Origin of the sequence: Demequina sp., assembly GCA_024707205.1 — a bacterium.
Lineage (GTDB): Bacteria > Actinomycetota > Actinomycetes > Actinomycetales > Demequinaceae > Demequina.
This window is the reverse complement of sequence record JANQAD010000001.1, coordinates 517,860-539,822: the sequence shown is the minus strand read 5'-3', so window position 1 is coordinate 539,822 and position 21,963 is coordinate 517,860. Positions and strand designations below refer to the sequence as shown.

The window sequence follows — 21,963 nt, the reverse complement described above, 5'->3', positions numbered from 1 at the left end:
ACGGCTCAGTTCGCGGGCTGGCATGCTGGGCCCATGGCCTGGCGCATGCCCGCGGAGTCCGCTCCGCACGCCCGCACGTGGATGGTCTTCCCCTGCGAGGGCCCGACGCTGGGGTCCAGTGACGCCGAACGTGCCGCCGGGTATAGGGCGTGGGTTTCGGTAGCTCTCGCGGTCGCCGAGTTCGAGCCCGTCACCATGGTGGCGGATCCGAGCGAGACGGCGCGGGCGCGGGACCTGCTCGGCGGTGACTTTGAGTTGCTTGAGGCACCCGTAGACGAGTTCTGGGCGCGCGATGTAGGCCCCACCTTCGTGGTGGACGCGGACCGGCCCGGCACGCTCGGCGCCGTGGACTGGGTCTTCAACGGGTGGGGCGCCAACGAGTGGGCCGTGTGGGACAAGTCCGCGCGGCTTGGCCGGGTCATCGCTCAGGCGGCGGGCGCCGAGCTCATCTCGAGCGATCTGGTCAACGAGGGCGGCGGCATCCACGTGGACGGGCGTGGCACGGTGCTCCTCACCGACACCGTGCAGTTGGGGCAGCGACGCAATCCCGGCTGGAGTCGCGAGCAGGTTGAGCGGGAGCTGGCACGAACCATCGGCGCGACGCGCGCCGTCTGGCTGCCCCGCGGGCTCACGAGGGACTACGACGACTTCGGCACGAGCGGCCACGTGGACATCGTGGCGTGCTTCGCGGACTCGGGTGCCGTGCTGCTCCACGCCCAGGAGAGCCCCGAACACCCCGATTACCAGGTGAGTCTCGACCTCGCCGATCACCTCACGGCGAACGACCTCGAGGTCATCCCGCTGCCGGCCCCTGACACGCTCAGCGACGAGCACGGGCCCGTGGACTACTCGTACGTCAATCACTACGTGGTCAACGGCGGCGTCATCGCGTGCGGCTTCGGCGAGCACGCGGCCGACGCCAGGGCCAGGGAGATCCTCGCCGCCGCCTACCCAGGGCGCGAGGTCGTCACCGTCGACGCAAGGGAGATCTTCGCCCGAGGTGGCGGCATCCACTGCATCACCCAGCAGGAGCCGGCGGTGAACACGTGACGTTCGATGTTGTCGAGGCGACGATCGCGCAGCTCCGGGCGGCCCTCGAGGCCGGCGAGTTGACCGCGGTCGAGCTCGTGGGCCTCTATGAGGACCGCATCGCGGCCTTCGACGGCGAACTGAACTCGATCGTCGTACCCAACCCAAGGGCACGGGACGAGGCCCGGGAGTCCGACGAGCGTCGGGCCGCGGGGGCCGGCAGGGGATCGCTCGAGGGCATCCCCTACACGGCCAAGGACTCCTACCTGGTCAAGGGACTGACGGCCGCCGCCGGCTCGCCGGCGTTCGCGAGCCTCGTGGCGCAGAAGGACGCGTTCACGATCGAGCGGTTGCGGGCCGCCGGCGCGATCTGCCTTGGCCTCACCAACATGCCTCCCATGGCCAACGGCGGGATGCAGCGCGGCCTGTACGGCCGCGCGGAGAGTCCGTATAACTCCGCGTACCTCACGGCTCCGTTCGCCTCGGGCTCGAGCAACGGGTCCGGTACGGCGGCCGCGGCGAGCTTCGCCGCATTCGGCCTTGGCGAGGAGACGTGGTCGTCCGGGCGCGGTCCCGCGAGCAACAACGCACTATGTGCGTACACCCCAAGCCGCGGCGTGATCTCCACCCGCGGCAATTGGCCGCTCGTGCCGACCATGGACGTGGTGGTGCCGCACGCCCGCACCATGGCCGACCTGCTCGAGGTGCTTGACGTCATCGTCGCCGACGATCACGACACCAGGGGAGACCTGTGGCGCGCCCAGCCGTGGGTGCCCATCCCTGCCGCCTCGCAGGTGCGGCCGCGGGACTACCCGGCCCTGGCGTCGGGCAGCCTGGAGGGCAAGCGCTTAGGGCTCCCCCGGATGTACCTGGGCACGGATGAGGCGGCGGGAACGGGAACGGGGATCGGCGGGCCCACGGGTGAGCGGATTGTGCCCAACCCGGCCGAGCTGGAGCTCATGGATGCCGCGCGCAGGGACCTCGAGGCCGCGGGAGCCGTCGTCATCGAGACCGACTTCCCGGTGGTCTCCAACTACGAGGGGGACCGCGCGGGAGCGCCGAACATTCGCACGCGCGGCCTGGTCTCACACGCATTTCTGGGGGAGGAGATCACTTCCTTGAGCGCCTGGGCGTGGGAGGACTTTCTCGCGGCCAACGGCGACCCCTCGCTCAGCACCCTTGCCGGGGTGGATGGCGCGACCATCTTCCCTCCGCCTCCCGGCGCGCTACCGCACCGGTACACGGGCTTTGACGATGACATCGCCGAATACCCGGCGCTCGTCCGCGCGGGTCTCCCGGACGCGTTCACGAGCTTCCCCTCACCTGCCCGACGGCCTGGCCGGGTTGGAGAGGACCCGGCGCCTCGACCTCGAGGACTGGATGGACGGACTGGGCCTGGACGCGGTGATCTTCCCCGCGGTGGCCGACGTTGGGCGTGCCGACATGGATGTGAACCCGGCCTCCGCTGACGACGGGTGGCGCAACGGCGTGTGGGTGGCGAACGGCAATCTGGCGATCCGCCACCTCGGGATTCCCACGGTGACCGTGCCGATGGGGACCATGGCCGGCACGGGCATGCCCGTTGGCCTCACCTTCGCGGGGCGCGCCTACGACGACAGCGCCCTGCTGTCGCTCGCGGCCGCGTTCGAGGCGACGGGCCGGCGGCGAACCGAGCCGCCGCTCACGCCCCGGCTTGGCTGACTGAGACTCCTACGCGTCGTTCCCCTGACGTGCGCGGAACGCATTCTGGGCCGCGCGGTTGGTGCACGTCACCGTGCAGTACTTCTTGGAGCGGTTGCGCGACATGTCGAACACCACGCCGCCGCAATCCGCCATGGCGCAATGGGAGAAGCGGCTCATCTCGTCCGCGCGGATGACGTCGATCATCGCCATCGCGGATTCCACGAGGACGCGCTCCGCGAGCGGGCGGTCGTCACTCGTTGCGTGGATGTGCCAGTCGACGTCGCCGTGGCGAACGAGCTGGGGGAGCGCGCGCTGCTTCGCGAGGATCCGATTCACGATGGGGACCGCCTCATCGCGGGTGGAGAGGAACAGTTCCCGGAGCTGGCTGCGAATGGCGCGGATGGGCTCGAGCTCACTTGCTGAGGGCAGTTCGCCCGTGTAGCCGAAGCCGGTGAAGAAGCTGCGAAGCTCCCCGAGGGTCGTGAGAGTGTCGGGCTCTAGTTCGGAGTTCGCGAGGAACACTGCGGACTCGAGAGCCTCCACGGTGTCATGTGCGAAGGTCATTTTGACACATTACCACATTTCCGCTAATGTAATGAGCCATGAGCACGATGACTAATGACGCGCGGATGACGGTCGCTACCTCTGGCGGAGCATCCCCGCAGCTCGCGTCTGGCCTTGGATTCGCGCTCCTTGCTGCAGCCTCGTTCGGCCTGTCCGGGAGCCTCGCGAAGGGGCTCATGGCGCTTGGCTGGACCGCTGGGTCCGCAGTGCTCGTGCGCGTGACCATCGCCGCCCTCGTGCTCGCCATCCCCGGCGCTCTCGCCCTGCGCGGGCGCTGGAGCCTGCTGCGCAGCAACCTCGGTGCCATCATCGCCTACGGCATCTTCGCCGTTGCCGGCGCTCAGCTCTTCTACTTCATGGCCGTCCGCACGCTTGATGTGGGAATCGCCATGCTGCTCGAGTACCTCGCGCCCGTGGCCGTGGTGCTCTACCTCTGGGCGCGCAAGGGCCAGAAGCCGTCGCGCATGACCGCAATCGGCGCGGTGATCGCCGCCGCCGGCCTTGTGCTGCTCATCAACGTCTTCGGTGGCGCGCAGATCAGCCTCGTTGGCATCGGGTGGGCACTTGGCGCGATGGTGGGCGCAACCGTCTACTTCATCATCTCCGCCGACACCTCCAACCCGCTGCCGCCCATCACGCTCGCGGCGTCTGGGCTCACGGTCGCGGCAGTGGTGCTCGCGGTTGCCGCGCTCATCGGGTTCCTGCCCATGGGCTTCGGCTCCGGCGACGTGCAGTTCGTGCCGTTCGCCATGCCCGCCTGGCTCATCGTGACGATCCTCGGTGTCGTGACGGCGGCCATCGCCTACGTCGCGGGTATCGCCGCGACGCGCCGCCTTGGTGCGCGGCTCGGCTCGTTCGTCGCTCTCGTCGAGGTGCTCGCGGCGACTGTCTTCGCATGGCTGTTCCTTGGCCAGGTCCCCGCGCCTATTCAGATCACGGGAGCCGCTCTCGTGCTCGCCGGCGTCGTGATCGTGAAACTCGGCGAGCCGTCGCTGGACTCGGCGGAGACCACGGTCGAGCCGCTTCCGGTCGGCGGCCGCGACGAGGCATCGGAGCCCATCGCCGCGTAACACCCGTGCCGTCCTCCACCAGATTCGCCCGGCTCTGCCGCTGACTCCCACCTGCCAGGGGCGTCGCCAGAGCCGCAAGCGCATGTCCCCGGATCTGGTGGAGGGTGGCCCAGCCTTAGGCTGATCCCGTGAGCTCCCTCGGAACCAGATTCGGCACCGCTGCCGGGGACTACTCCAAAGGCCGCCCAAGCTATCCGCCCGACGCTGTGGCCTGGTTGCTCGGCGGCGTCACCGGGGCGGTGGCCGACACTGGCGCCGGCACCGGCAAGCTCACCGCCGAGATAGCACGCCAGGGCTTCGCCGTCACGGCGATAGACCCAGACGCCGCGATGCTTGCCTCGCTTGCCGCGGACCTTCCCCAGGTGCCGCACGCTGTCGGTACAGCCGAGTCCCTTCCGCTCGATTATGGGAGCGTGGGCGCGGTGACGTTCGGCCAGGCGTGGCACTGGGTGGATGTTCCGGCCGCAAGCGCGGAGGCGGCCCGCGTGCTGACTCCTGGGGGAGTGTTGGGCCTCATCTGGAACGTCCGCGACGAGTCTGTTGACTGGGTGGCCGCGCTGGGCGAGGCGATGGGATCTTCCAAGGCCGAGTCGATGATCTCCTCGGACGAGGTTGAGGTCGGAGCGCCCTTCGGCCCGCTCGAGGAGCGAGTATTCCGTTGGGAGAACCCCATGACGCACGAGCAGGTGCGCGCGATGGTCCGCTCGCGCAGTTACTACATCGCTGGCGATGCAGATTTTCGCGCGCGCATCGACGCGGGCGTCGACGAGGTGCTCGCGGCTCTCGGCACGGACGCCGTTGCCATGCCCTACGTCACCCACGCGTTCCGCACTACCCGGCCATAGCGTCGTCCATTGCCTGAGAATGGAGGGTGGCCATGCGGATTGCGAAGAAGGCGGGAGCGAGCGCTAGAGCGGTGCTCGCCACCACAGCGATTGTGGTGCTCGCATTCGTCATCGCCGGATGCTCGGACAACGCGGGTTCTGGTGATCGCGGCCAGTTATGACCCAAACAACCCCGAGACGTGGCCTTTTCAGGACCAGATCGACCGCGCAATCAGCTCCGCGCAGGCGAACAAAGCCTCCCAGGCGCAACTCGACGCACTGACCGCAGCTAAGGCGAGCGGAGGTGTCACAGAGGCCCAGGTGCGTGAGGCAACGGAAGCGGTTGCCCAGTGCATCCAGGATCTCGGCGGAACCACGAGTCCCATGACGGACACGACTTCGAGGGGCCTATGGTTCCCGAACTTCACCTACGCCGGCCCACCAGGAGTGTCAGAGGACGAGTTTTCGAGGCTCTACGACGACTGCGAGAACAAGAACCGGGTCTACCTCATGAACGTCTACGGCCAACAGCCCCAAGCCCAGGAAGCACTTGTGGCGACCTTGCAGGCCCATGAACAGCAGCTGAAGTCCTGTCTCAAGGAGATGGGTGGGCACGATGTGGACGACATGACGATCAACGAAATGTGGGAGGCGCTGAAGGATCAGTCGTTCGGGGGTGAGGACTACGGGTACTCGCGTGACAAGGACTGCATCATCGACGCGGGAATCAACTGGTAGCAGCCGCGGTGTTGCCGTGCTCGCAGGAACCGGCCACAGCGTCGGGCAGCCACGGCCCTCCGCCACACAATCCGGGCGGTCCAGAAAGTGGGCAGTCTGTATACCAGGCACTTTGCACACGACCACGTGCCCCGCAACCCAATTTGTGTGGAGGAGGGCCGCGGAGGGGCGCGCCCGGTAGAATGGAACGCTGGCAACCGCCGCCGACACCCAAGAAAAACGAAACGAGCCCTCGCATGCCCTTGCGCTCAGACCTGCGCAATGTCGCAATCGTCGCCCACGTGGACCACGGCAAGACCACCCTCGTGGACGCCATGCTGTGGCAGGGCGGCGCCTTCGGCGAGCACGCCCACGTCAACGAGCGCGCCATGGACTCTGGCGACCTCGAGCGCGAGAAGGGCATCACCATCCTCGCGAAGAACACCGCCATTCGCTACACGGGCAAGGCGGCGGCCGACGGCGGGGTCACCATCAACGTCATCGACACCCCCGGCCACGCGGACTTTGGCGGCGAGGTGGAGCGCGGCCTGTCGATGGTGGACGGCGTTGTGCTGCTCGTGGACGCGTCCGAGGGTCCACTGCCGCAGACCCGCTTTGTGCTGCGCAAGGCGCTTGCCGCCCACCTGCCCGTGATCATCGTCGTGAACAAGGTTGACCGCCCGGACTCCCGCATCAAGGAGGTCGTTGAGGAGACCCACGACCTTCTGCTCGGGCTCGCGAGCGACCTCCACGACGAGGTCCCCGATCTCGACATCGACGCACTTCTCGAGGTGCCCGTCATCTACGCGTCCGCGAAGGCCGGAATCGCCTCCCTCACCGAGCCCGCGGACGGCACGCTCCCCGAGGGCACCAACCTCGAGCCGCTGTTCGAGACGATCATGACGCGCATCCCCGCGCCGTCCTTTGAGGAGGGCCACCCCCTGCAGGCGCACGTCACCAACCTCGACGCGTCGCCGTTCCTCGGCCGCCTCGCGCTGCTGCGCGTCTACAACGGCGAGATACGCAAGGGCCAGCAGGTGGCATGGGTGCGCGCCGACGGGACCACCAAGCAGGTGAAGATCACCGAGCTGCTCGAGACCAAGGGCCTGGAGCGCGTTCCCGCGGAGTCCGCAGGTCCGGGCGACATCGTCGCCGTAGCGGGCATCGAGGACATCACCATCGGCGAGACCCTCACCGACCTAGACGACCCCCGCCCGCTGCCCCTCATCACGGTGGACGACCCCGCGATCTCGGTCACGATCGGCATCAACACGTCACCGCTTGCCGGCCGCGTCAAGGGCGCCAAGGTGACCGCGCGCCAGGTCAAGGACCGCCTCGACCGCGAACTCATCGGCAACGTCTCCATCCGCGTGCTGAACACGGAGCGTCCCGACACGTGGGAGGTGCAGGGCCGCGGCGAGCTCGCGCTCGCGATCCTCGTGGAGCAGATGCGCCGCGAGGGCTTCGAGCTCACCGTCGGCAAGCCGCAGGTGGTCACGAAGGTCGTGGACGGCAAGGTCCACGAGCCCATGGAGCACATGACGATCGACGTCCCCGAGGAGCACCTCGGCGCCGTCACGCAGCTGCTCGCCGGCCGCAAGGGCCGCATGGAGTCGATGTCCAACCACGGCACCGGCTGGGTGCGCATGGAGTTCATCGTGCCTGCTAGGGGCCTAATCGGTTTCCGCTCAACGTTCCTCACCGACACGCGCGGCACCGGCATCGCGTCCTCGATCGCGCACGGGTACGAGCCGTGGGCGGGCGCCATCGAGTACCGCTCCTCCGGCTCCCTCGTCGCCGACCGCCAGGGCGTCGTCACGAGCAACGCGCTCACCGACCTGGCCCAGCGCGGCACCTTCTTCGTGGCGCCGACGGAGGACGTGTACGAGGGAATGGTGATCGGCGAGAACAGCCGCGGCGAGGACATGGACCTCAACATCACCAAGGAGAAGAAGCTCAACAACATCCGCTCGTCAACGAGCGAGGAGCTCGAGCGCATGGCCCCGCCACGCCGCCTCACTCTCGAGGAGTCGCTCGAATTCGCGAACGATGACGAGTGTGTGGAGGTGACGCCCGAGAAGGTGCGCATCCGCAAGGTCATCCTCGATCAGACGGAGCGCGCCCGCGCCGCGAGCCGCGCCAAGCGCCAGGACGCCGCGGCCAAGTAGTCGAAGGCCCCGGCGCGCGTGCTCGCCTGGCGGGGACCGCGACACGCCTCGCCTATCCTTGAGCGCATGCGCCGCGCCCTCGAAATCGTCGTCTCCGCGGTCCTGGGCGCCATCGTCGCGTGCGTTGGCGCGATCGCGCACAGGAGCTACCCGCCGATCGGCGTGATCCTGGCTGTTCTGCTGGTACTGATGGCAGCGGTCTTCGTCCGCGCCTGGGGCGGCTGGTCCGCGATCATCGCGTTCGCCGTTCCGTTCGTCGCGCTGACGTTCCTCTTCTCGCGTCCCGGCCCTGGAGGCTCGCTGCTCATCGCTGGCGACGGTCTCGGCTACGCGTGGATCTACGCGAGCACCGCGGCATTCGTGGTCGCCTGCGTGCTGCCCCCGCGCCTCCTTGGGCGGGGACGGCCGGCGGCGCCCGCAACGGGGGAGGCCGCACATGTCCCGGGCGCGTGACGACCGCAACGCTGAGGCCCAGCGCCGCATAGCCGCGCGCCGCAACTCGCCCGCCCACCGCGGGCTCCGCAAGCGCACTGGGGCACGCGAGAGGCCCGACGCTGTTGTCGCCGCCGCGGTGACCGCCGAGCAGTCTGTGGTTGAGACGGCGGTGGTTGAGACGCCGGCGATCTCGCCCTTGCGCGCCTCATTGGCGGCTCCGGCGGCGGTCGAGGTTCTCGAGACTCCCGAAGCGGTGGAGACGAGCGAGATCGCCGTTCAGGAGGAGGCGTCGGCCACAGCGATCTCCCCGTACCCCGTCCCGGAGCCCGATCCCACGGACCCGACTCCCACGGAGTCGTTCGCGATCGCGCTCGGTTCCAACCCGCCAAAGAAGCGCCGCCGGTGGCTCGGCTGGCTGGGAGTGCTCGCCATCGTGCTCGTCGCCTACGGGGCGGCCGCATTCTTCCTTCGCGACGCGATCCCGAGCGGCACCACGATCGAGGGGGTTCCCGCGGGAGACACGGTGGCGGAGGCGACCAAGATCACGCGGGACTTCGCCGCCATCGCGGCACAGACGCCCATCACGCTCACCGCGGGGGATGCGTCGACGACGATGGACGCGACCACAGCCGGGCTCAGCGTGGATGTGGACGCCACGGTGAGCGCTGCGGGCGGCTTCACCTTGGACCCGTCGGTGCTGTGGCACCGCTGGCGAGGCGAGGGCACCGACCACGATGTGGTTGTCGCCGTGGCGGAGCCGGCCTTCACCGACGCCGTGAACGCCGCCGCGGATCAGCTCGACTCCAACAGGGCCGACGCTAGCGTGACGATCACGGGTGCCTCGGCCGTCGTCACCGAGGGCAGTCAGGCCATCACGGTGGATCGCAATGCCGCGCGCGAGGACATCCTCGCGGTCTGGCCAACGAAGCAGCCGGTCGCGCTGACCGCGGAGGTGTCCGACCCCGACGTCACCACCCAGGAGGCCAAGACCCTTGCCGCGGCGCTCAACGCGCACGTCTTCGCCGCCCCACCACGCTCACCGGCCCCAACGGCGACGCCGTGATCCCGGCCGCCCTCGTCGCATCCAGCTCCACCATCACCGCGCAAGACGGCGCCCTGGTGTGGTCCGTCCAAGGTCAGCCGATCTCGGACTTCATCCTCACCGCGTACCCCAAGATCGAGAACGAGCCGGGCGAGGCCAGCTACTACTTCACCAAGGCACACAAGCTCAAGGTGACCACGGGAGAGGTGGGCCGCCAGCTCGACGTCGACAGTGTGGACGACGCGGTGATTGCGGCGGGCAAGACCACTTCCCGCAGCGCGCCCATTCCGTACATCGAGACGCAGCCGGAGGTGACCGCGGAGGACCTCCCCACGCAGGACTTCACCACGCTCATCTCGCACTTCAGGACGCCCCTGACCCCGGAACCGGTCCGCACCAAGAACCTCGTACGCGCTGCCGAACTCATCACGGGCACGGTCATCAAGCCGGGAGAGGACTTTGACCTCACCAAGACCATCGGGCCGGTCACGGCGCAGAACGGTTACTTCCAGGCGCACGTCATCGTGAACGGCGTCCTCACCAACGGCATTGGCGGCGGGCTGTCCCAGATGGCGACCACCACCTACAACGCGGGGTACTTCGCGGGCTACCACGACGTCACTCACCGCCCCCACTCGGTTTGGTTCCCGCGCTATCCGGCGGGCCGCGAGAGCACCATCTACGTTGGCCAGATCAACGTGGTGTTCACGAACACCACTCCGTATGCGGCGATCATGAACTCCTACGTAGAGAACGGCTATCTCTACGTCGACATCTGGTCCACGCCGTACTACACGGTCAAGACCAAGGCCTCGCCGAAGACCAACTTTGTGCAGCCCCACGTGGTCGAGGTGGCGGGCGCCGGATGTGTCCCTAAAGGCAACGGCGAGCCGGGATTCAAGATCACCAACACTCGCTGGGTGTACCACGACGATGAGCTCATCGAGAAGCGTTCGTGGACCTGGACATACAAGCCCGACAACGGCCAGAAGTGCACGGGCTGACCGCCCAGCCACGCCGTCGGGCACCCCAAACCCGCGCGATATGATGACAAGTGCCAGCCAGAGTTCGAGGAGACCGTAAGTGACGTACGTCATCGCCCTGCCCTGTGTTGATGTCAAGGACAAGGCATGCATCGACGAGTGTCCCGTGGACTGCATCTACGAGGGCGAACGTTCGCTCTACATCCACCCGGACGAGTGCGTCGACTGCGGCGCGTGCGAGCCGGTGTGCCCGGTGGAGGCGATCTACTACGAGGATGACGTGCCCGACAAGTGGGCCGAGTTCTACACCGCGAACGTCGAGTTCTTCTCGGAGATCGGGTCGCCTGGCGGTGCCGCCAAGATGGGGCTCATCGAGCACGATCACGACATCATCAAGGCGCTCCCGCCGCAGAATCACGAGTAGGCGATGGGCCTCAAGCCCGAATCGCTCCCTGACTTTCCCTGGGACTCGCTGACGCCGTACCGCACCACGGCAGCGCGCCACCCTGACGGCTTGGTTGACCTGTCCGTGGGCACGCCCGTCGATCCCACCCCGGCGGTGATTCAGGATGCGCTGCGCGCCGCCGCAGATTCCCCTGGGTACCCGACGACGCACGGCACGGCCGCGCTCAGGGAGGCCGTTGTCGCCTGGTTTGCCCGACGCCGGGGCGTGGCGGATCTGGACCCTTCCGCGGTCCTGCCGACGGTTGGGTCAAAGGAGTTCGTGGCGCTCGCTCCCGCGCTGCTCGGGTTCGGCGAGGGCGACGTCATCGTGCACCCGACCGTCGCGTACCCCACCTACGACGTGGGCGCGCGGCTCGCCGGGGCCACGTCGCTGCCCTCGGACACCCCCGCGGAGTGGGTGGATGTGCCGGGGGTGAAGGTGGTGTGGGTCAACTCGCCGTCCAACCCCACGGGCGCGGTCTCCACCCGCGAGGAACTTGCGGCCGTTGTTGGCGCCGCTCGGTCCATCGGCGCCGTCGTGTTCTCCGACGAGTGCTACGCGGAGCTCACGTGGTCGGGCGAGGGAGGCGCGCCATCGATCCTCGATCCCGACGTGTGCGGCGGGTCCACGGAAGGCGTCGTGGCCGTGTACTCGCTGTCGAAGCAGTCCAGCCTCGCCGGATATCGCGCGGCCTTCGCCGCGGGAGACCCCGCCGTCATCTCTCGCCTTCTCGAGGTGCGCAAGCATGCGGGCTTCATCGTGCCCGGCCCCGTGCAGGTGGCGATGACCGCCGCGCTTGGAGACGACGAGCATGTGGCGGCCCAACGCGAACTGTACGGACGCAGGCGGGCGACCCTGGCGTCGGGCCTAGAAACGGCCGGTTTCCGCATAGATCACTCGCGCGCGGGGCTCTATCTGTGGGCGACGCGAGACGAGGACTGCTGGGAGTCGATCGCTTGGCTCGCGTCGCTCGGCATCCTCGCCGCACCAGGTTCTTTCTACGGGGCGGCCGGCCGCAGGCATGTGCGCGTGGCGCTCACGGCGACTGACGAGCGGGTGCAGACAGCGGCTTTGCGGCTCACCAACGCCAGGTAAACTAACTACAAATTCTCAAGCGAAACTGCCTGGAGGTTGCATGGGCACCGTGGTTGATGCTCGACTCACGATCGACGGCAGCACAAAGGAACTCGGACTCGAGCGCGCGACGGTCGGCAACGACGGAATCGCGATCACGACGCTGCTGCGGGACACGGGGCTCGTGACCGTGGATCCCGGGTTCATGAACACGTCCTCGTGCGAGAGCTCCATCACGTACATCGACGGCGACGCGGGCATCCTGCGCTACCGCGGTTACCCCATCGAGCAGCTCGCGGAGCACTCGACCTTCCTCGAGGTCGCCTACCTGCTGATCCACGGCGAGCTGCCGTCGGTTGATCAGTTGCAGGCCTTCAACAACCGCGTCGCACGCCACATGCACGTCCACTCGGGCATCAAGTCGTTCCTCGAGGCGTTCCCGCGCGACGCGCACCCCATGGCGATCCTGTCTGGGGCCATCAGTGCGCTCTCGACGTTCTACCCGGAGTCCGTTGGAGAGGACGAGGACGCGATCGAGCTCGCGACCGTGCTGCTGCTCGCGAAGAGCGCAACCGTGGTCGCCTACCTGCAGCGCCGGTCAACAGGCCGTGACCTGATCGAGCCGTTCGCTGGCGGCCACTACGTCACCGAGTTCCTGCGGATCGCCTTCTCCGACGACGCGGGTGCGCTCGACGTGGACCCCGTGGTGCGCCGCGCGCTCGACCTCCTGCTGATTCTGCACGCGGACCACGAGCAGAACTGCTCCACGTCCACGGTGCGGATCGTGGGCTCCTCGCGCGCGAACATCTACGCGTCGGTCTCGGCCGGAGTCGGGGCCCTCTCCGGGCCGCTCCACGGCGGCGCCAACGAGGCGGCGCTTCGCATGTTCGACGAGATCAAGGCCTCTGGGGACACGGTCGAGCAGTTCGTCGCCAAGGTCAAGGACAAGGCTGAGGGTGCTCGGCTGATGGGCTTCGGCCACCGCGTGTACAAGTCGTACGACCCGCGCGGTGCCGTGGTGAAGAAGGTCGCGGACGAGGTGCTGGACCACCTTGGCGCCGACGGCGAGACGTTCGAGATGGCGAAGCGGCTCGAGGCCATCGCACTGTCCGACGACTACTTCATCGAGCGCAAGCTGTACCCGAACGTGGACTTCTACACGGGCCTGCTGTACTCGGCGATGGGCTTCCCGACCCCCATGTTCACGCCGCTCTTCGCGCTCGGCAGGATGCCGGGCTGGATCGCGCATTACCGCGAGATGCTGCTCGACCCGCGCACCAAGATCGGTCGCCCCCGGCAGATCTATGTAGGAGAGGTCGAGCGCGACTACGTTGCCCTCGCCGACCGCGAGGAATGACACCGGGCTACCTCCGCCACCCCAAGGCGACGCGCCAGTCGCTGCTCATGGGCATGCTGGCCATCATCACGGGAGCGCTCGCCGTGGGCGGTGCAACGTTCAACCAAGGCTGGTTCAAGCTCTTCGCCCTCGTCCTCGCCATCCCCGCGGTGTTCTTCGCGTACCTGTGCGTGCGCACCGCCACGCTGCGCGTTCGGCTCGACGAGGACGGGCTGTGGGAGCCGAACCCCTTCCGCCTCAACTACGTCACCCCCTGGAGCGAGATCTCCCAGGTCCGCAAGCACCTCACCAAAGGCAGGGTGCACTTCCTCGCGGTGCAGATCGTCTACCGGGACGGCGAGGAGCGCGACATCCTTGCCCTGAAGATGCAGGCCAATGCCGCCGGCTCGGAGGACACCGTGGACGGCTGGGTGGAGGCCGTGCGCGCCGCCAAGGCCGCGGCCCGGGCGCGCTAGTCGGCGGGAAGGGCCGTCATCAGGCCAACCCGAACGCCGTCGAAAGCCAGGGGACTCTCCGCGTCGGCCACGCCCTGCTCCCTGAGCCACTCCACGTCTCCGTAGCGCACGGACGCGACCGATTCCTCGTCGGCTACGGCGACGGACCAGTTGGCGATCGCGTCGAGGTCCTTGGGCTCGCCCGAATCGGCGGTGATGCCGAGCAGCACCGCCCTGTCATTGCGGGCGAGGATGACCACCGTGTAGTGGAAGTGCCCGTAGTCGGCCTCGATGCGCTCCACGAACGCCTGCGCGGTGTTTACGCTGTCCGCCGCGTCGAGGTCGCACTCGATCGCGGCGAAGGGGGTCTCACCGCGGACGGCACCGGCCCAAGCGGCACCCTCGGCGGCGTGCTCCTCGTAGGCCTCAGGAAAGCCGCTCCGCTGCACGGCCTGGGCGGCGTCGGTCACGCGCATCTGCTCCCAGCCGTCGATGTTCTTGAGGCGCCTGTAAAAGGTGTTCGTGGCGTAGTGGGGATCCTGGATCTGCTCCTCGGTGCCCCAGCCTTGAGAGGCGCGCTGCTGGAACAGCCCAAGCGAGTCCCGGTCGCCGTAGTCGAGGTTGCGGAGCCCGGACTCCTGGATGGCCGTGGCGACAGCGATCGTGGAGGCGAACGTGCTCATGTCGCGACGCACGCCCGTGGCGGCGACGAGCGCCGCATTGTTCGCGGCCTCCGCCGTGCGCACGTACGTGCTGCCGTCCTGCGCCGTCACGACGCACATGTTGTCGTGGGTGACCGGTTGGTAGTGCGACACGAAGTAGGCGGTGCCGACCACGGCCCCGAGCGCGGCGCCGCCAAAGACGATGCTCGCCCAGAAGCCTCCGGAGCGAGCCATCAGTTCGCGTGCAGCGCCGCGTTGAGCTCCACTCCGGCCCCTTGCCGCTGCACCACCTCGAGCGCGCCGGACTGCGAGTTCCGGCGGAACAGCAGGCCGTCGAGGCCCGCAAGGTCGCGCGCCTTGACGATGCGTGCCGTGCCATCGTCGTTGCTCTGGCCGACCAGCAGCACTTTGGCGCCGGCGGTCACGTAGAGGCCGGCCTCCACGACGCAGTCGTCGCCGAGCGGGATGCCGAGCCCGGAGTTCGCGCCCAGCAGCGAGCGCTTGCCGATCGTGATGACCTCTTTGCCCCCGCCGGAGAGCGTCCCCATGATCGACGCGCCCCCGCCGATGTCGGAGCCGTCCCCCACCACGACGCCCGCGCTGATGCGGCCCTCGACCATGCTCACGCCGAGCGTGCCCGCGTTGTAATTGACGAAGCCCTCGTGCATCACGGTGGTCCCCTCGGCGAGGTGCGCCCCAAGGCGAACCCGGTCGGCGTCGGCGATGCGCACGCCCGTGGGCACCACGTAGTCGACCATGCGCGGGAACTTGTCCACGCCGTACACGGTCACGTGCTGTCCCGCGGCGCGCAGGCGGGCGCGAACCGACTCGAAGCCCTCCACGGCGCACGGCCCCGCGGACGTCCACACAACGTTGGCGAGCCGCGCGAACAGCCCGTCCAGATTGACGGTGCGGGGCTGGGCGAGCCGGTGGCTCAGCAGGTGCAGCCGCAGGTAGGCATCCGACGCCGTGGCGGGCGGAGCGTCGAGGTCCACCTCGGTGAACACCACCTCCACGCTTACTCCGCGCACCGCGTCCACGTGGCCCTTGAGCCACTCGGGGGCCTCGTGGCCTGCCTCCGGCTCGCCGAGAGCGGGGGCCGGATACCAGGTGTCGAGGACGGTGCCGTCGGCGGCGATGGTCGCGAGGCCGTAGCCGTGGGCGGTGCGGGTCATGGCGTCAATGGTACGGGGAGCGCGCCCGCGCCTCGCTAGGCTGGCCTGCATGGAGCTGGACGCGCACGCCCCTGTCGCCGAGCTGGCGCGGCACCTCATCGACATCCCCTCCGTGAGCGGGGACGAGGCAGCAATCGCCGACGCCGTTGAGGCGGCGCTGCGCGGCGCATCGCACCTCGAGGTGCTTCGAGACGGCAACGCGGTGCTCGCCCGCACCGCGCTCGGTCGCGAGCACCGCATCCTCATCGCCGGGCACCTCGACACGGTGCCGATCAAGAACAACGTTCCCGCTCGCCTCGACGGCGATTCGCTGGTGGGCCGCGGATCTGTGGACATGAAGGCGGGCGTCGCCGTTGCCCTGTCCCTCGCGGTGGAACTCTCCGCGCCCCGTCACGACGTCACCTGGATCTTCTACGACCTCGAGGAGGTTGAGGCCAGTCGCAACGGGTTGGGCCGGGTGGCGCGCAACCACCCGGAGTGGCTCGCGGGAGACTTCGCGATCCTCGGCGAGCCAACCTCCTGCCAGATCGAGGGCGGATGCAACGGCACCCTGCGCGCGGAGGTGCGGATCGGGGGAGTGGCGGCTCACTCTGCGCGTTCGTGGAAGGGCGTGAACGCGATTCACGGCGCGACGCCGCTGCTCGCGAAGCTCGCGGCCCACCCGGCAGAGACCATCGCCGTTGACGGCCTCGACTACCGCGAGGGCCTGAACGCGGTGGGCATTCGCGGCGGCATCGCTGGCAACGTGGTGCCCGACGAGTGCATCGTGACCGTGAACTACCGCTTTGCGCCTGCGTGGTCCATCGAGGAGGCCCAGGACCGGCTCAAGCACGTGGTCTCCGGGGCCGGACTGTCCGACTGGGACCTGACCTTCACCGACCTCTCCGCGGGCGCACGCCCGGGACTGGACGCCGAGATCGCGAAGGACTTCGTGCGAGCGGTGACCACAGCGTCGGGCAGTGAACCCAGAGCCAAGCTTGGCTGGACGGACGTGGCACGCTTCGGCGAACTGGGCATCCCCGCCGTGAACTTTGGCCCTGGTGATCCCGAACTCGCGCACGCAGACAACGAGGCGTGCCCCGTCAGCGATATCGAGAACTGCCGCGTGGCGCTCGCGGCCTGGCTTTCCTAAGGAGCACGCATGCCGACGTACCGCAAGGGCCCCGTGATTCTGCGCGGCAAGAACGTCCCGAAGACCTCAACGACCGGCGCGCTGCTCAAGGACCAGGAGAACGTCGACTGGCTGCATCACGACCCCTGGCGGGTGTTGCGGATCCAGTCGGAGTTCGTTGAGGGCTTTGGCGCGCTCGCCGAGCTCGGCCCCGCGATCTCGGTGTTCGGCTCCGCGCGCACGCGTCGCGGAACCAAGGAATACGAGGCGGGACGCGAGATCGGTCGCCTCCTGGTCGATGCCGGCTTCGCGGTGATCACGGGCGGCGGGCCGGGCGTCATGGAGGCCGCCAACAGGGGCGCCTTCGACGCGGGCGGCGTATCCGTTGGCCTGGGCATCGAGCTTCCGCACGAGCAGGGCGTCAACAAGTTCGTCAACCTCGGCATCAACTTCCGGTATTTCTTCGCGCGCAAGACGTGCTTCGTCAAGTACTCGCAGGGGTTCATCGTGCTCCCGGGAGGCTTCGGCACCTTCGACGAACTCTTCGAGGCGCTGACCCTGGTCCAGACGCGCACGATCACGCGCTTCCCGATCGTGCTGTTCGGCCACGACTACTGGGATGGGCTCGCCGATTGGCTGCGGTCAACCGTGGAGCCGAGCGGCAAGATCGCCAGCCCGGATCTCGACCTGTTCGCGATCACCGACGATCCAGTGGAGGCCGTCAGGCTCGCCACCACCCCCGCGGCCACGGAACCGGAGGGGGAGCCCTCGCGCGGGCAGAGCTGAGCAAGGCGGCCCGACGCTGTTGGCGGCCGAGCGGTCGTGTCGGGTTCCTCACGAGTGCGGTTGCTTGAGGGGCCGCGGTTTTTTGGCGGCGCCCGACCACGGGTAGAATGGTGACATTGCCGCGCACAGGCGCGCCTACCCGCGAGGAGATCACAATGGCTGCGATGAAGCCCCGCACCGGAGACGGCCCCATGGAGGTCGTCAAGGAGGGCCGCAGTTACGTGATGCGCGTTCCGCTTGAGGGCGGTGGCCGCCTCGTCGTCGAGATCACGGCGGACGAGGTCAAGGAACTGGGCGACGCTCTTCTGGGCGCGCTCAACCCCAGCGCGTAGGCGCTTTGCGCCGCCCTAGGCGGTGCGCATGGCGACGAGCAGACCGTCGCCGGACCCAAGGAGCACCGGCTCGAGGTTGTCGTTGTCTTTGACGGCCTTAAGCGCGGTGCGCACCGCGGTCGTGTCCGGGTCCCGCTGAGCGGGATCCGCAACGCGCGAGTGCCACAGCGCGTTGTCGATCGCGATCAACCCGCCCACGCGGACCAGGCGAATGGCCTGCTCCACGTACTGGGGGTACTCCTTCTTGCGGGCGTCGATGAGCACCAGGTCGTACGCGCCGTCCGCGAGCCGGGGGAGCACGTCCAGCGCCCTGCCAGTGATCATTCGCGCCCTCTCGGGCGCGAATCCGGCGGCCCTCAGAGTCTCCTTGGCGGCCTTCTGATGCTCGGCCTCGACGTCGATCGTGGTGACCACGGCGTCGGCCGCCATGCCGCGCAACAGGTAGATCAGCGATACGCCCGCTCCGGTCCCGATCTCCACGGCCGTGTGGGCGCCGAGCGCGGCGGCGAAGAGCTGCAGCGCTCGGCCCGCCCCAGGCAGCACCGGCACGCAGCCAAGCTGGTCGGCGGCGTCGCGCGCGGCGAGCAGCACTCGGTCTTCGGGGACAAAGTCCTCCACGTATGCCCAGTTCGCTGCGTCGGTGCTCATGGCCGCCTCCTTCATGAGCATGGTATCGGTCACACTCTGGCGAGGGGGGTGCCGCTCCGGGCCGAAACATGGGAACATGGATAAACACCCAACCGTTCTCACGCCGTGGAGGAGGCAGCATGACGACGTCTGTCGCAACGAGTTCTGCGACCGCCGCGCCTGAGGCGACCCTTCCCGCGGATCTCACGTGGGAGAACATCGTTGAGCAGCACTCGGCCCGTGTGTACCGTCTGGCTTACCACCTGACGGGCAACCAGCACGACGCAGAGGATCTCACCCAGGATGTCTTCATCCGGGTGTTCAACTCGCTCAGCCAGTACAAGCCCGGCACGTTCGAAGGCTGGCTCCACCGCATCACCACGAACCTCTTCTTGGATCGCATGCGCCGCAAGAAGCGCATTCGGTTCGACTTCATGGCGGACGACGACGCGGCTGTGTCCACGTCGGACAGTTTTGACCGCCACGAGCGTTCGGGTCAGCCGGAGGACGCCTTCGACATGTCCCACCTCGGTGACGACATCGTTCAGGCTCTCGCCGAGCTTCCCCCTGAGTACCGCGCAGCCGTTGTGCTGAGCGACATCGAGGGTCTCTCGTACGAGGAAATCGCCGCCACTCTTGGTATCAAGATGGGCACCGTCCGTTCCCGCCTTTCCCGCGCCCGTGCAAAGCTGCGTGAGTCTTTGGCTCACCGCGCGCCGGTGCGGGGGGATGCGTGACGGAAAAGCACCTCGGCGAACGCATCCACGACCTTCTCGACGGGCGACTGTCCCGCGAGGACTCCGCCGCTGCTATGGCGCACCTTGCCGAATGCGAACAGTGCGACACGCGATTCCAGCAGCTCCGGGCCGACCGGGAGGCACTGAACTCGTCACCCGCGGGCATCGACATGAGCTTTGCGCAGATGCTCCTCGACAAGGAGCGCATGGCGCAGATCGCCAAGGGTGAGTCGAAGCACGTCGCGAGAGCGGCGAAGGGCCGCGACAAGCGACCAACCACCATCGCGGCTGCCCTCGCGATCATTCTCGGATTCACCGTCACGGCGGCGTACTTTGTCGGCACGCCTGACCCCGTTGACGGAACGCTCGTGGCGATGGCCGATTCCGGCGATCGCAGCACGGCCGTCATCGAAACCCGGTACATGGACCAGGACTCGATGGCGCAATGGGTTCAGCCGGACTGGCAGGCCAGCGGACTCATCCCTGTCGAGGCGAAGATCATGCGTCACCAGGACGCAGACATCCTCGTCGCCTCGCTTCTCGTTGGGCTCGACCCCGTCATGATCATCGAGAAGCGCGGCCGTCTGGCGCACAGCGTCGTGGAGCAGGCTCCACTGGTTGTGGTCAACGGCGTCGACGTCTACGTGGTGAGCACGGCACCGCTCCAGATGCTGTGGCAGTCAGGGTCCGTTGTTGTGGCCGCAACATGCACATGTGCGGCCGACACGCTCGTGATCGCAGTCGCCGCTTTCCCCAAGGCCGACACCCCAGGTGTCATGGATCAGATCGGCGAGGGCCTCAGCGTCTTCGGCGACGCCCTGACCGGCCATTGAGCCCCCAAGTTAAGGAATCTCATGTCTGACAACCCCTTCGCCTCGCCGGATGACCTCTCGGCGCAGGTTTCCGACGCTGGCGCACCTGCCGAGCCCGCGTCGCCCTCCAGCATTGCGGTCCAGGAGGCGCCCGACGCTGTGGCCGCCGTTCCCGCGACCTCACCAGACGTCGTCGTCACGCAGGCGCCGCAGACGCGCGTAGAGGACAAGCCGGCTCGCGGACGCATCGGCGCGGGCGCGGTCACCGCGATCGCGGGCGGCGCCCTGATTCTCGGCGCCATCGGCGGCTTTGGCGCGGCCTTCGCCTACGACGAGCTCAACGGCGAGTCGACCCCAGCGTCGACCACTGCGGCCCTGCCCGCGGCCAACCAGCACGACTCGTCGCTCGACGTTCAGGCGGGATCCGTCGCCGCTGTTTCGGCAGCCGTGCTCCCGTCCGTCGTGTCGATCGAGGCGTCGAGCTCGGAGGGCCGCACCTCCACGGGCTCCGGCTTCGTGGTCCGCCAGGACGGCTACATCGTCACCAACAACCACGTGATCGACGGCGCCGATGGTGCCATCAAGGTGCTGTTCTCCGACGGCACCGTCGTGGATGCCAAGGTCGTGGGCAGCACCGAGGACTACGACCTCGCCGTGCTCAAGGTCGACAAGACCGGCCTCACGCCCCTCACGCTCGCCGACTCCTCCCAGGTGGTCGTCGGCGACCCCGTCATCGCTATCGGCTCCCCGCTCGGCCTTGACTCCACGGTCACCACGGGCATCGTCTCCGCGCTGCACCGCGCGGTCACCACGTCGTCCGAGACCGGCAACGGGAACGCGTTCATCGACGCGATCCAGACCGACGCGGCGATCAACCCCGGCAACTCGGGCGGTCCGCTGCTGGACTCCGCGGGCCAGGTCATCGGCATCAACTCCGCCATCGCGTCCACGAACACGACTGGCGGGCAGGCGGGCTCCGTCGGCCTCGGCTTCGCGATCCCGTCGAACCAGGTGCGCCGCACGGTGGAAGAGCTCATCACCTCGGGTCACGCCACGTACCCGGTGATCGGCATCATGGTCGACTCGAGCAACCAGGGCGAGGGCGTGCTCGTGGCCAAGGAGGTCAACGGCCAGCCCGGCGTCATCCCCGGCAGCCCCGCGGAGCAGGCGGGCATCAAGCCCGGTGACGTGATCACCAAGATCGACGGCCGTGCCATCGCGCGCTCCGAGGACCTGATCATCGCGATCCGGGCCAAGGCACCGGGCGACACTGTTGTGCTCACCGTCAAGCGCGACGGCAAGGAGCAGGACATCACGGTGACGCTCGCCGCCGACTCCGAGGTCAACTTCGGTGACGAGAACGCCACTCCGCAGCCGACTCCGAGCAACTAGCCGGGCACAATAGAGCCATGTTTGGCATCAACCCCGGGGAGTTTGCACTCCTCGCGCTCGTGGCGATCATCGTCATCGGTCCCGAGCGCCTGCCCTCCTACTCGCGGCAGCTCCGCGAGTGGATCGTCAGGGGGCGCCAGATGTGGCAGCAGGGCAAGCAGCAAATTCAGGCCGAGGTGGGCGAGGACATCGACTGGAAGTCGCTTGACCCTCGCCAGTACGACCCTCGCCGCATCGTGCGTGAGGCCCTGTACGAGCCGCTGCCGACGCCGGGCCCCGTGAACACCGCGGGGCCGGCGTCGGGGCAGGCTCCCCAGCACGCGCCATTCGACGACGACGCAACGTAGCTGCGCCACCCGGCCCCAGCGTCGGGCATGCCCAGGTGGCCGCCGCGGCCCTCCTCCACACAATTTGCGCTGCTCCACTTGAGCCAAGCCGATCTACCAGGCATCTTGAAAATGCCCGACGCTGTGGCGAGCCAGATTGTGTGGAGGAGGGCCGCGG

Annotated in this window: 24 protein-coding genes and 1 pseudogene; 21 read left to right on the top strand and 4 right to left on the bottom strand. The window is 68.2% G+C overall.

What is annotated here, in order from left to right:
* The first annotated feature begins 33 nt into the window (after positions 1-33).
* On the top strand, positions 34-1,050 hold the full coding sequence (locus tag NVV57_02755) for an agmatine deiminase family protein (GenBank protein ID MCR6711669.1): 1,017 nt from the start codon (positions 34-36) through the stop codon (positions 1,048-1,050).
* A pseudogene (locus tag NVV57_02750) lies at positions 1,047-2,730 on the top strand (amidase). The gene NVV57_02755 and the pseudogene NVV57_02750 overlap by 4 nt, the downstream one beginning before the upstream one ends.
* Before the next feature lie 9 nt (positions 2,731-2,739).
* Here the strand turns inward: NVV57_02750 and NVV57_02745 are convergent.
* The gene (locus tag NVV57_02745; protein MCR6711668.1) at positions 2,740-3,276 is read right to left on the bottom strand and encodes a CGNR zinc finger domain-containing protein; all 537 of its coding nucleotides are present in this window, start codon (positions 3,274-3,276) and stop codon (positions 2,740-2,742) included.
* A gap of 38 nt (positions 3,277-3,314) precedes the next feature.
* Between NVV57_02745 and NVV57_02740 the strand changes: the two genes are divergently transcribed.
* From NVV57_02740 to NVV57_02685, 12 genes are all read left to right on the top strand, one after another.
* On the top strand, positions 3,315-4,346 hold the full coding sequence (locus NVV57_02740; GenBank protein ID MCR6711667.1) for a DMT family transporter: 1,032 nt from the start codon (positions 3,315-3,317) through the stop codon (positions 4,344-4,346).
* Positions 4,347-4,474: 128 nt separating this feature from the next.
* On the top strand, positions 4,475-5,191 hold the full coding sequence (locus NVV57_02735) for a class I SAM-dependent methyltransferase (protein ID MCR6711666.1): 717 nt from the start codon (positions 4,475-4,477) through the stop codon (positions 5,189-5,191).
* A 32-nt stretch (positions 5,192-5,223) separates the two neighbouring features.
* Complete coding sequence (locus tag NVV57_02730; GenBank protein MCR6711665.1) at positions 5,224-5,352, top strand: hypothetical protein; 129 nt, start codon at positions 5,224-5,226, stop codon at positions 5,350-5,352.
* On the top strand, positions 5,333-5,908 hold the full coding sequence (locus NVV57_02725; protein MCR6711664.1) for a hypothetical protein: 576 nt from the start codon (positions 5,333-5,335) through the stop codon (positions 5,906-5,908). The genes NVV57_02730 and NVV57_02725 overlap by 20 nt, the downstream gene beginning before the upstream one ends.
* A 236-nt stretch (positions 5,909-6,144) precedes the next feature.
* Entirely contained in the window at positions 6,145-8,055 is a 1,911-nt protein-coding gene (gene typA / locus NVV57_02720) for a translational GTPase TypA (protein ID MCR6711663.1), read from the top strand.
* Between the two features lie 66 nt (positions 8,056-8,121).
* Positions 8,122-8,508, top strand: coding sequence for a hypothetical protein (locus NVV57_02715; protein MCR6711662.1), 387 nt, complete (start codon positions 8,122-8,124; stop codon positions 8,506-8,508).
* Positions 8,492-9,553: a peptidoglycan binding domain-containing protein gene (locus tag NVV57_02710; GenBank protein MCR6711661.1), complete on the top strand. Its 1,062-nt coding sequence runs from the start codon at positions 8,492-8,494 to the stop codon at positions 9,551-9,553. The genes NVV57_02715 and NVV57_02710 overlap by 17 nt, the downstream gene beginning before the upstream one ends.
* Positions 9,550-10,536: a VanW family protein gene (locus NVV57_02705; protein ID MCR6711660.1), complete on the top strand. Its 987-nt coding sequence runs from the start codon at positions 9,550-9,552 to the stop codon at positions 10,534-10,536. The genes NVV57_02710 and NVV57_02705 overlap by 4 nt, the downstream gene beginning before the upstream one ends.
* Before the next feature lie 79 nt (positions 10,537-10,615).
* Positions 10,616-10,939: a ferredoxin family protein gene (locus NVV57_02700; protein ID MCR6711659.1), complete on the top strand. Its 324-nt coding sequence runs from the start codon at positions 10,616-10,618 to the stop codon at positions 10,937-10,939.
* A 3-nt stretch (positions 10,940-10,942) separates the two neighbouring features.
* Positions 10,943-12,055: a succinyldiaminopimelate transaminase gene (dapC, locus tag NVV57_02695; GenBank protein MCR6711658.1), complete on the top strand. Its 1,113-nt coding sequence runs from the start codon at positions 10,943-10,945 to the stop codon at positions 12,053-12,055.
* 40 nt (positions 12,056-12,095) lie between these two features.
* On the top strand, positions 12,096-13,391 hold the full coding sequence (locus tag NVV57_02690) for a citrate synthase (protein MCR6711657.1): 1,296 nt from the start codon (positions 12,096-12,098) through the stop codon (positions 13,389-13,391).
* Positions 13,388-13,846 (top strand): hypothetical protein, encoded by a 459-nt coding sequence (locus NVV57_02685; protein MCR6711656.1) that lies wholly within the window; start codon positions 13,388-13,390, stop codon positions 13,844-13,846. The genes NVV57_02690 and NVV57_02685 overlap by 4 nt, the downstream gene beginning before the upstream one ends.
* Here the strand turns inward: NVV57_02685 and NVV57_02680 are convergent.
* Positions 13,843-14,721, bottom strand: coding sequence for a hypothetical protein (locus tag NVV57_02680; protein MCR6711655.1), 879 nt, complete (start codon positions 14,719-14,721; stop codon positions 13,843-13,845). The genes NVV57_02685 and NVV57_02680 overlap by 4 nt on opposite strands.
* Positions 14,721-15,662 (bottom strand): 2,3,4,5-tetrahydropyridine-2,6-dicarboxylate N-succinyltransferase, encoded by a 942-nt coding sequence (gene dapD / locus NVV57_02675; GenBank protein MCR6711654.1) that lies wholly within the window; start codon positions 15,660-15,662, stop codon positions 14,721-14,723. The genes NVV57_02680 and dapD overlap by 1 nt, the downstream gene beginning before the upstream one ends.
* A gap of 49 nt (positions 15,663-15,711) precedes the next feature.
* Here dapD and dapE point away from each other — a divergent pair, with 49 nt between their 5' ends.
* The 3 genes from dapE (at position 15,712) to NVV57_02660 (ending at position 17,891) form a co-directional block, all read left to right on the top strand.
* Entirely contained in the window at positions 15,712-16,794 is a 1,083-nt protein-coding gene (dapE, locus tag NVV57_02670; GenBank protein ID MCR6711653.1) for a succinyl-diaminopimelate desuccinylase, read from the top strand.
* A gap of 9 nt (positions 16,795-16,803) precedes the next feature.
* Complete coding sequence (locus NVV57_02665) at positions 16,804-17,559, top strand: TIGR00730 family Rossman fold protein (protein ID MCR6711652.1); 756 nt, start codon at positions 16,804-16,806, stop codon at positions 17,557-17,559.
* A 155-nt stretch (positions 17,560-17,714) separates the two neighbouring features.
* Positions 17,715-17,891, top strand: coding sequence for a DUF3117 domain-containing protein (locus tag NVV57_02660; GenBank protein ID MCR6711651.1), 177 nt, complete (start codon positions 17,715-17,717; stop codon positions 17,889-17,891).
* 15 nt (positions 17,892-17,906) lie between these two features.
* On the opposite strand, the gene NVV57_02655 is transcribed toward NVV57_02660, so the two are convergent.
* Positions 17,907-18,539 (bottom strand): O-methyltransferase, encoded by a 633-nt coding sequence (locus NVV57_02655; GenBank protein MCR6711650.1) that lies wholly within the window; start codon positions 18,537-18,539, stop codon positions 17,907-17,909.
* Between the two features lie 119 nt (positions 18,540-18,658).
* On the opposite strand from NVV57_02655, the gene sigE reads away from it, so the two are divergent.
* Genes sigE through NVV57_02635 form a run of 4 tightly spaced genes read left to right on the top strand, consistent with a single transcriptional unit; the run spans position 18,659 to position 21,806 of the window.
* Positions 18,659-19,255, top strand: coding sequence for an RNA polymerase sigma factor SigE (sigE, locus tag NVV57_02650; GenBank protein MCR6711649.1), 597 nt, complete (start codon positions 18,659-18,661; stop codon positions 19,253-19,255).
* Positions 19,252-20,088, top strand: coding sequence for a zf-HC2 domain-containing protein (locus NVV57_02645; GenBank protein ID MCR6711648.1), 837 nt, complete (start codon positions 19,252-19,254; stop codon positions 20,086-20,088). The genes sigE and NVV57_02645 overlap by 4 nt, the downstream gene beginning before the upstream one ends.
* 21 nt (positions 20,089-20,109) lie before the next feature.
* Positions 20,110-21,459, top strand: coding sequence for a trypsin-like peptidase domain-containing protein (locus tag NVV57_02640; protein ID MCR6711647.1), 1,350 nt, complete (start codon positions 20,110-20,112; stop codon positions 21,457-21,459).
* A gap of 17 nt (positions 21,460-21,476) precedes the next feature.
* Positions 21,477-21,806, top strand: coding sequence for a Sec-independent protein translocase TatB (locus tag NVV57_02635; GenBank protein ID MCR6711646.1), 330 nt, complete (start codon positions 21,477-21,479; stop codon positions 21,804-21,806).
* Positions 21,807-21,963: the final 157 nt, after the last annotated feature.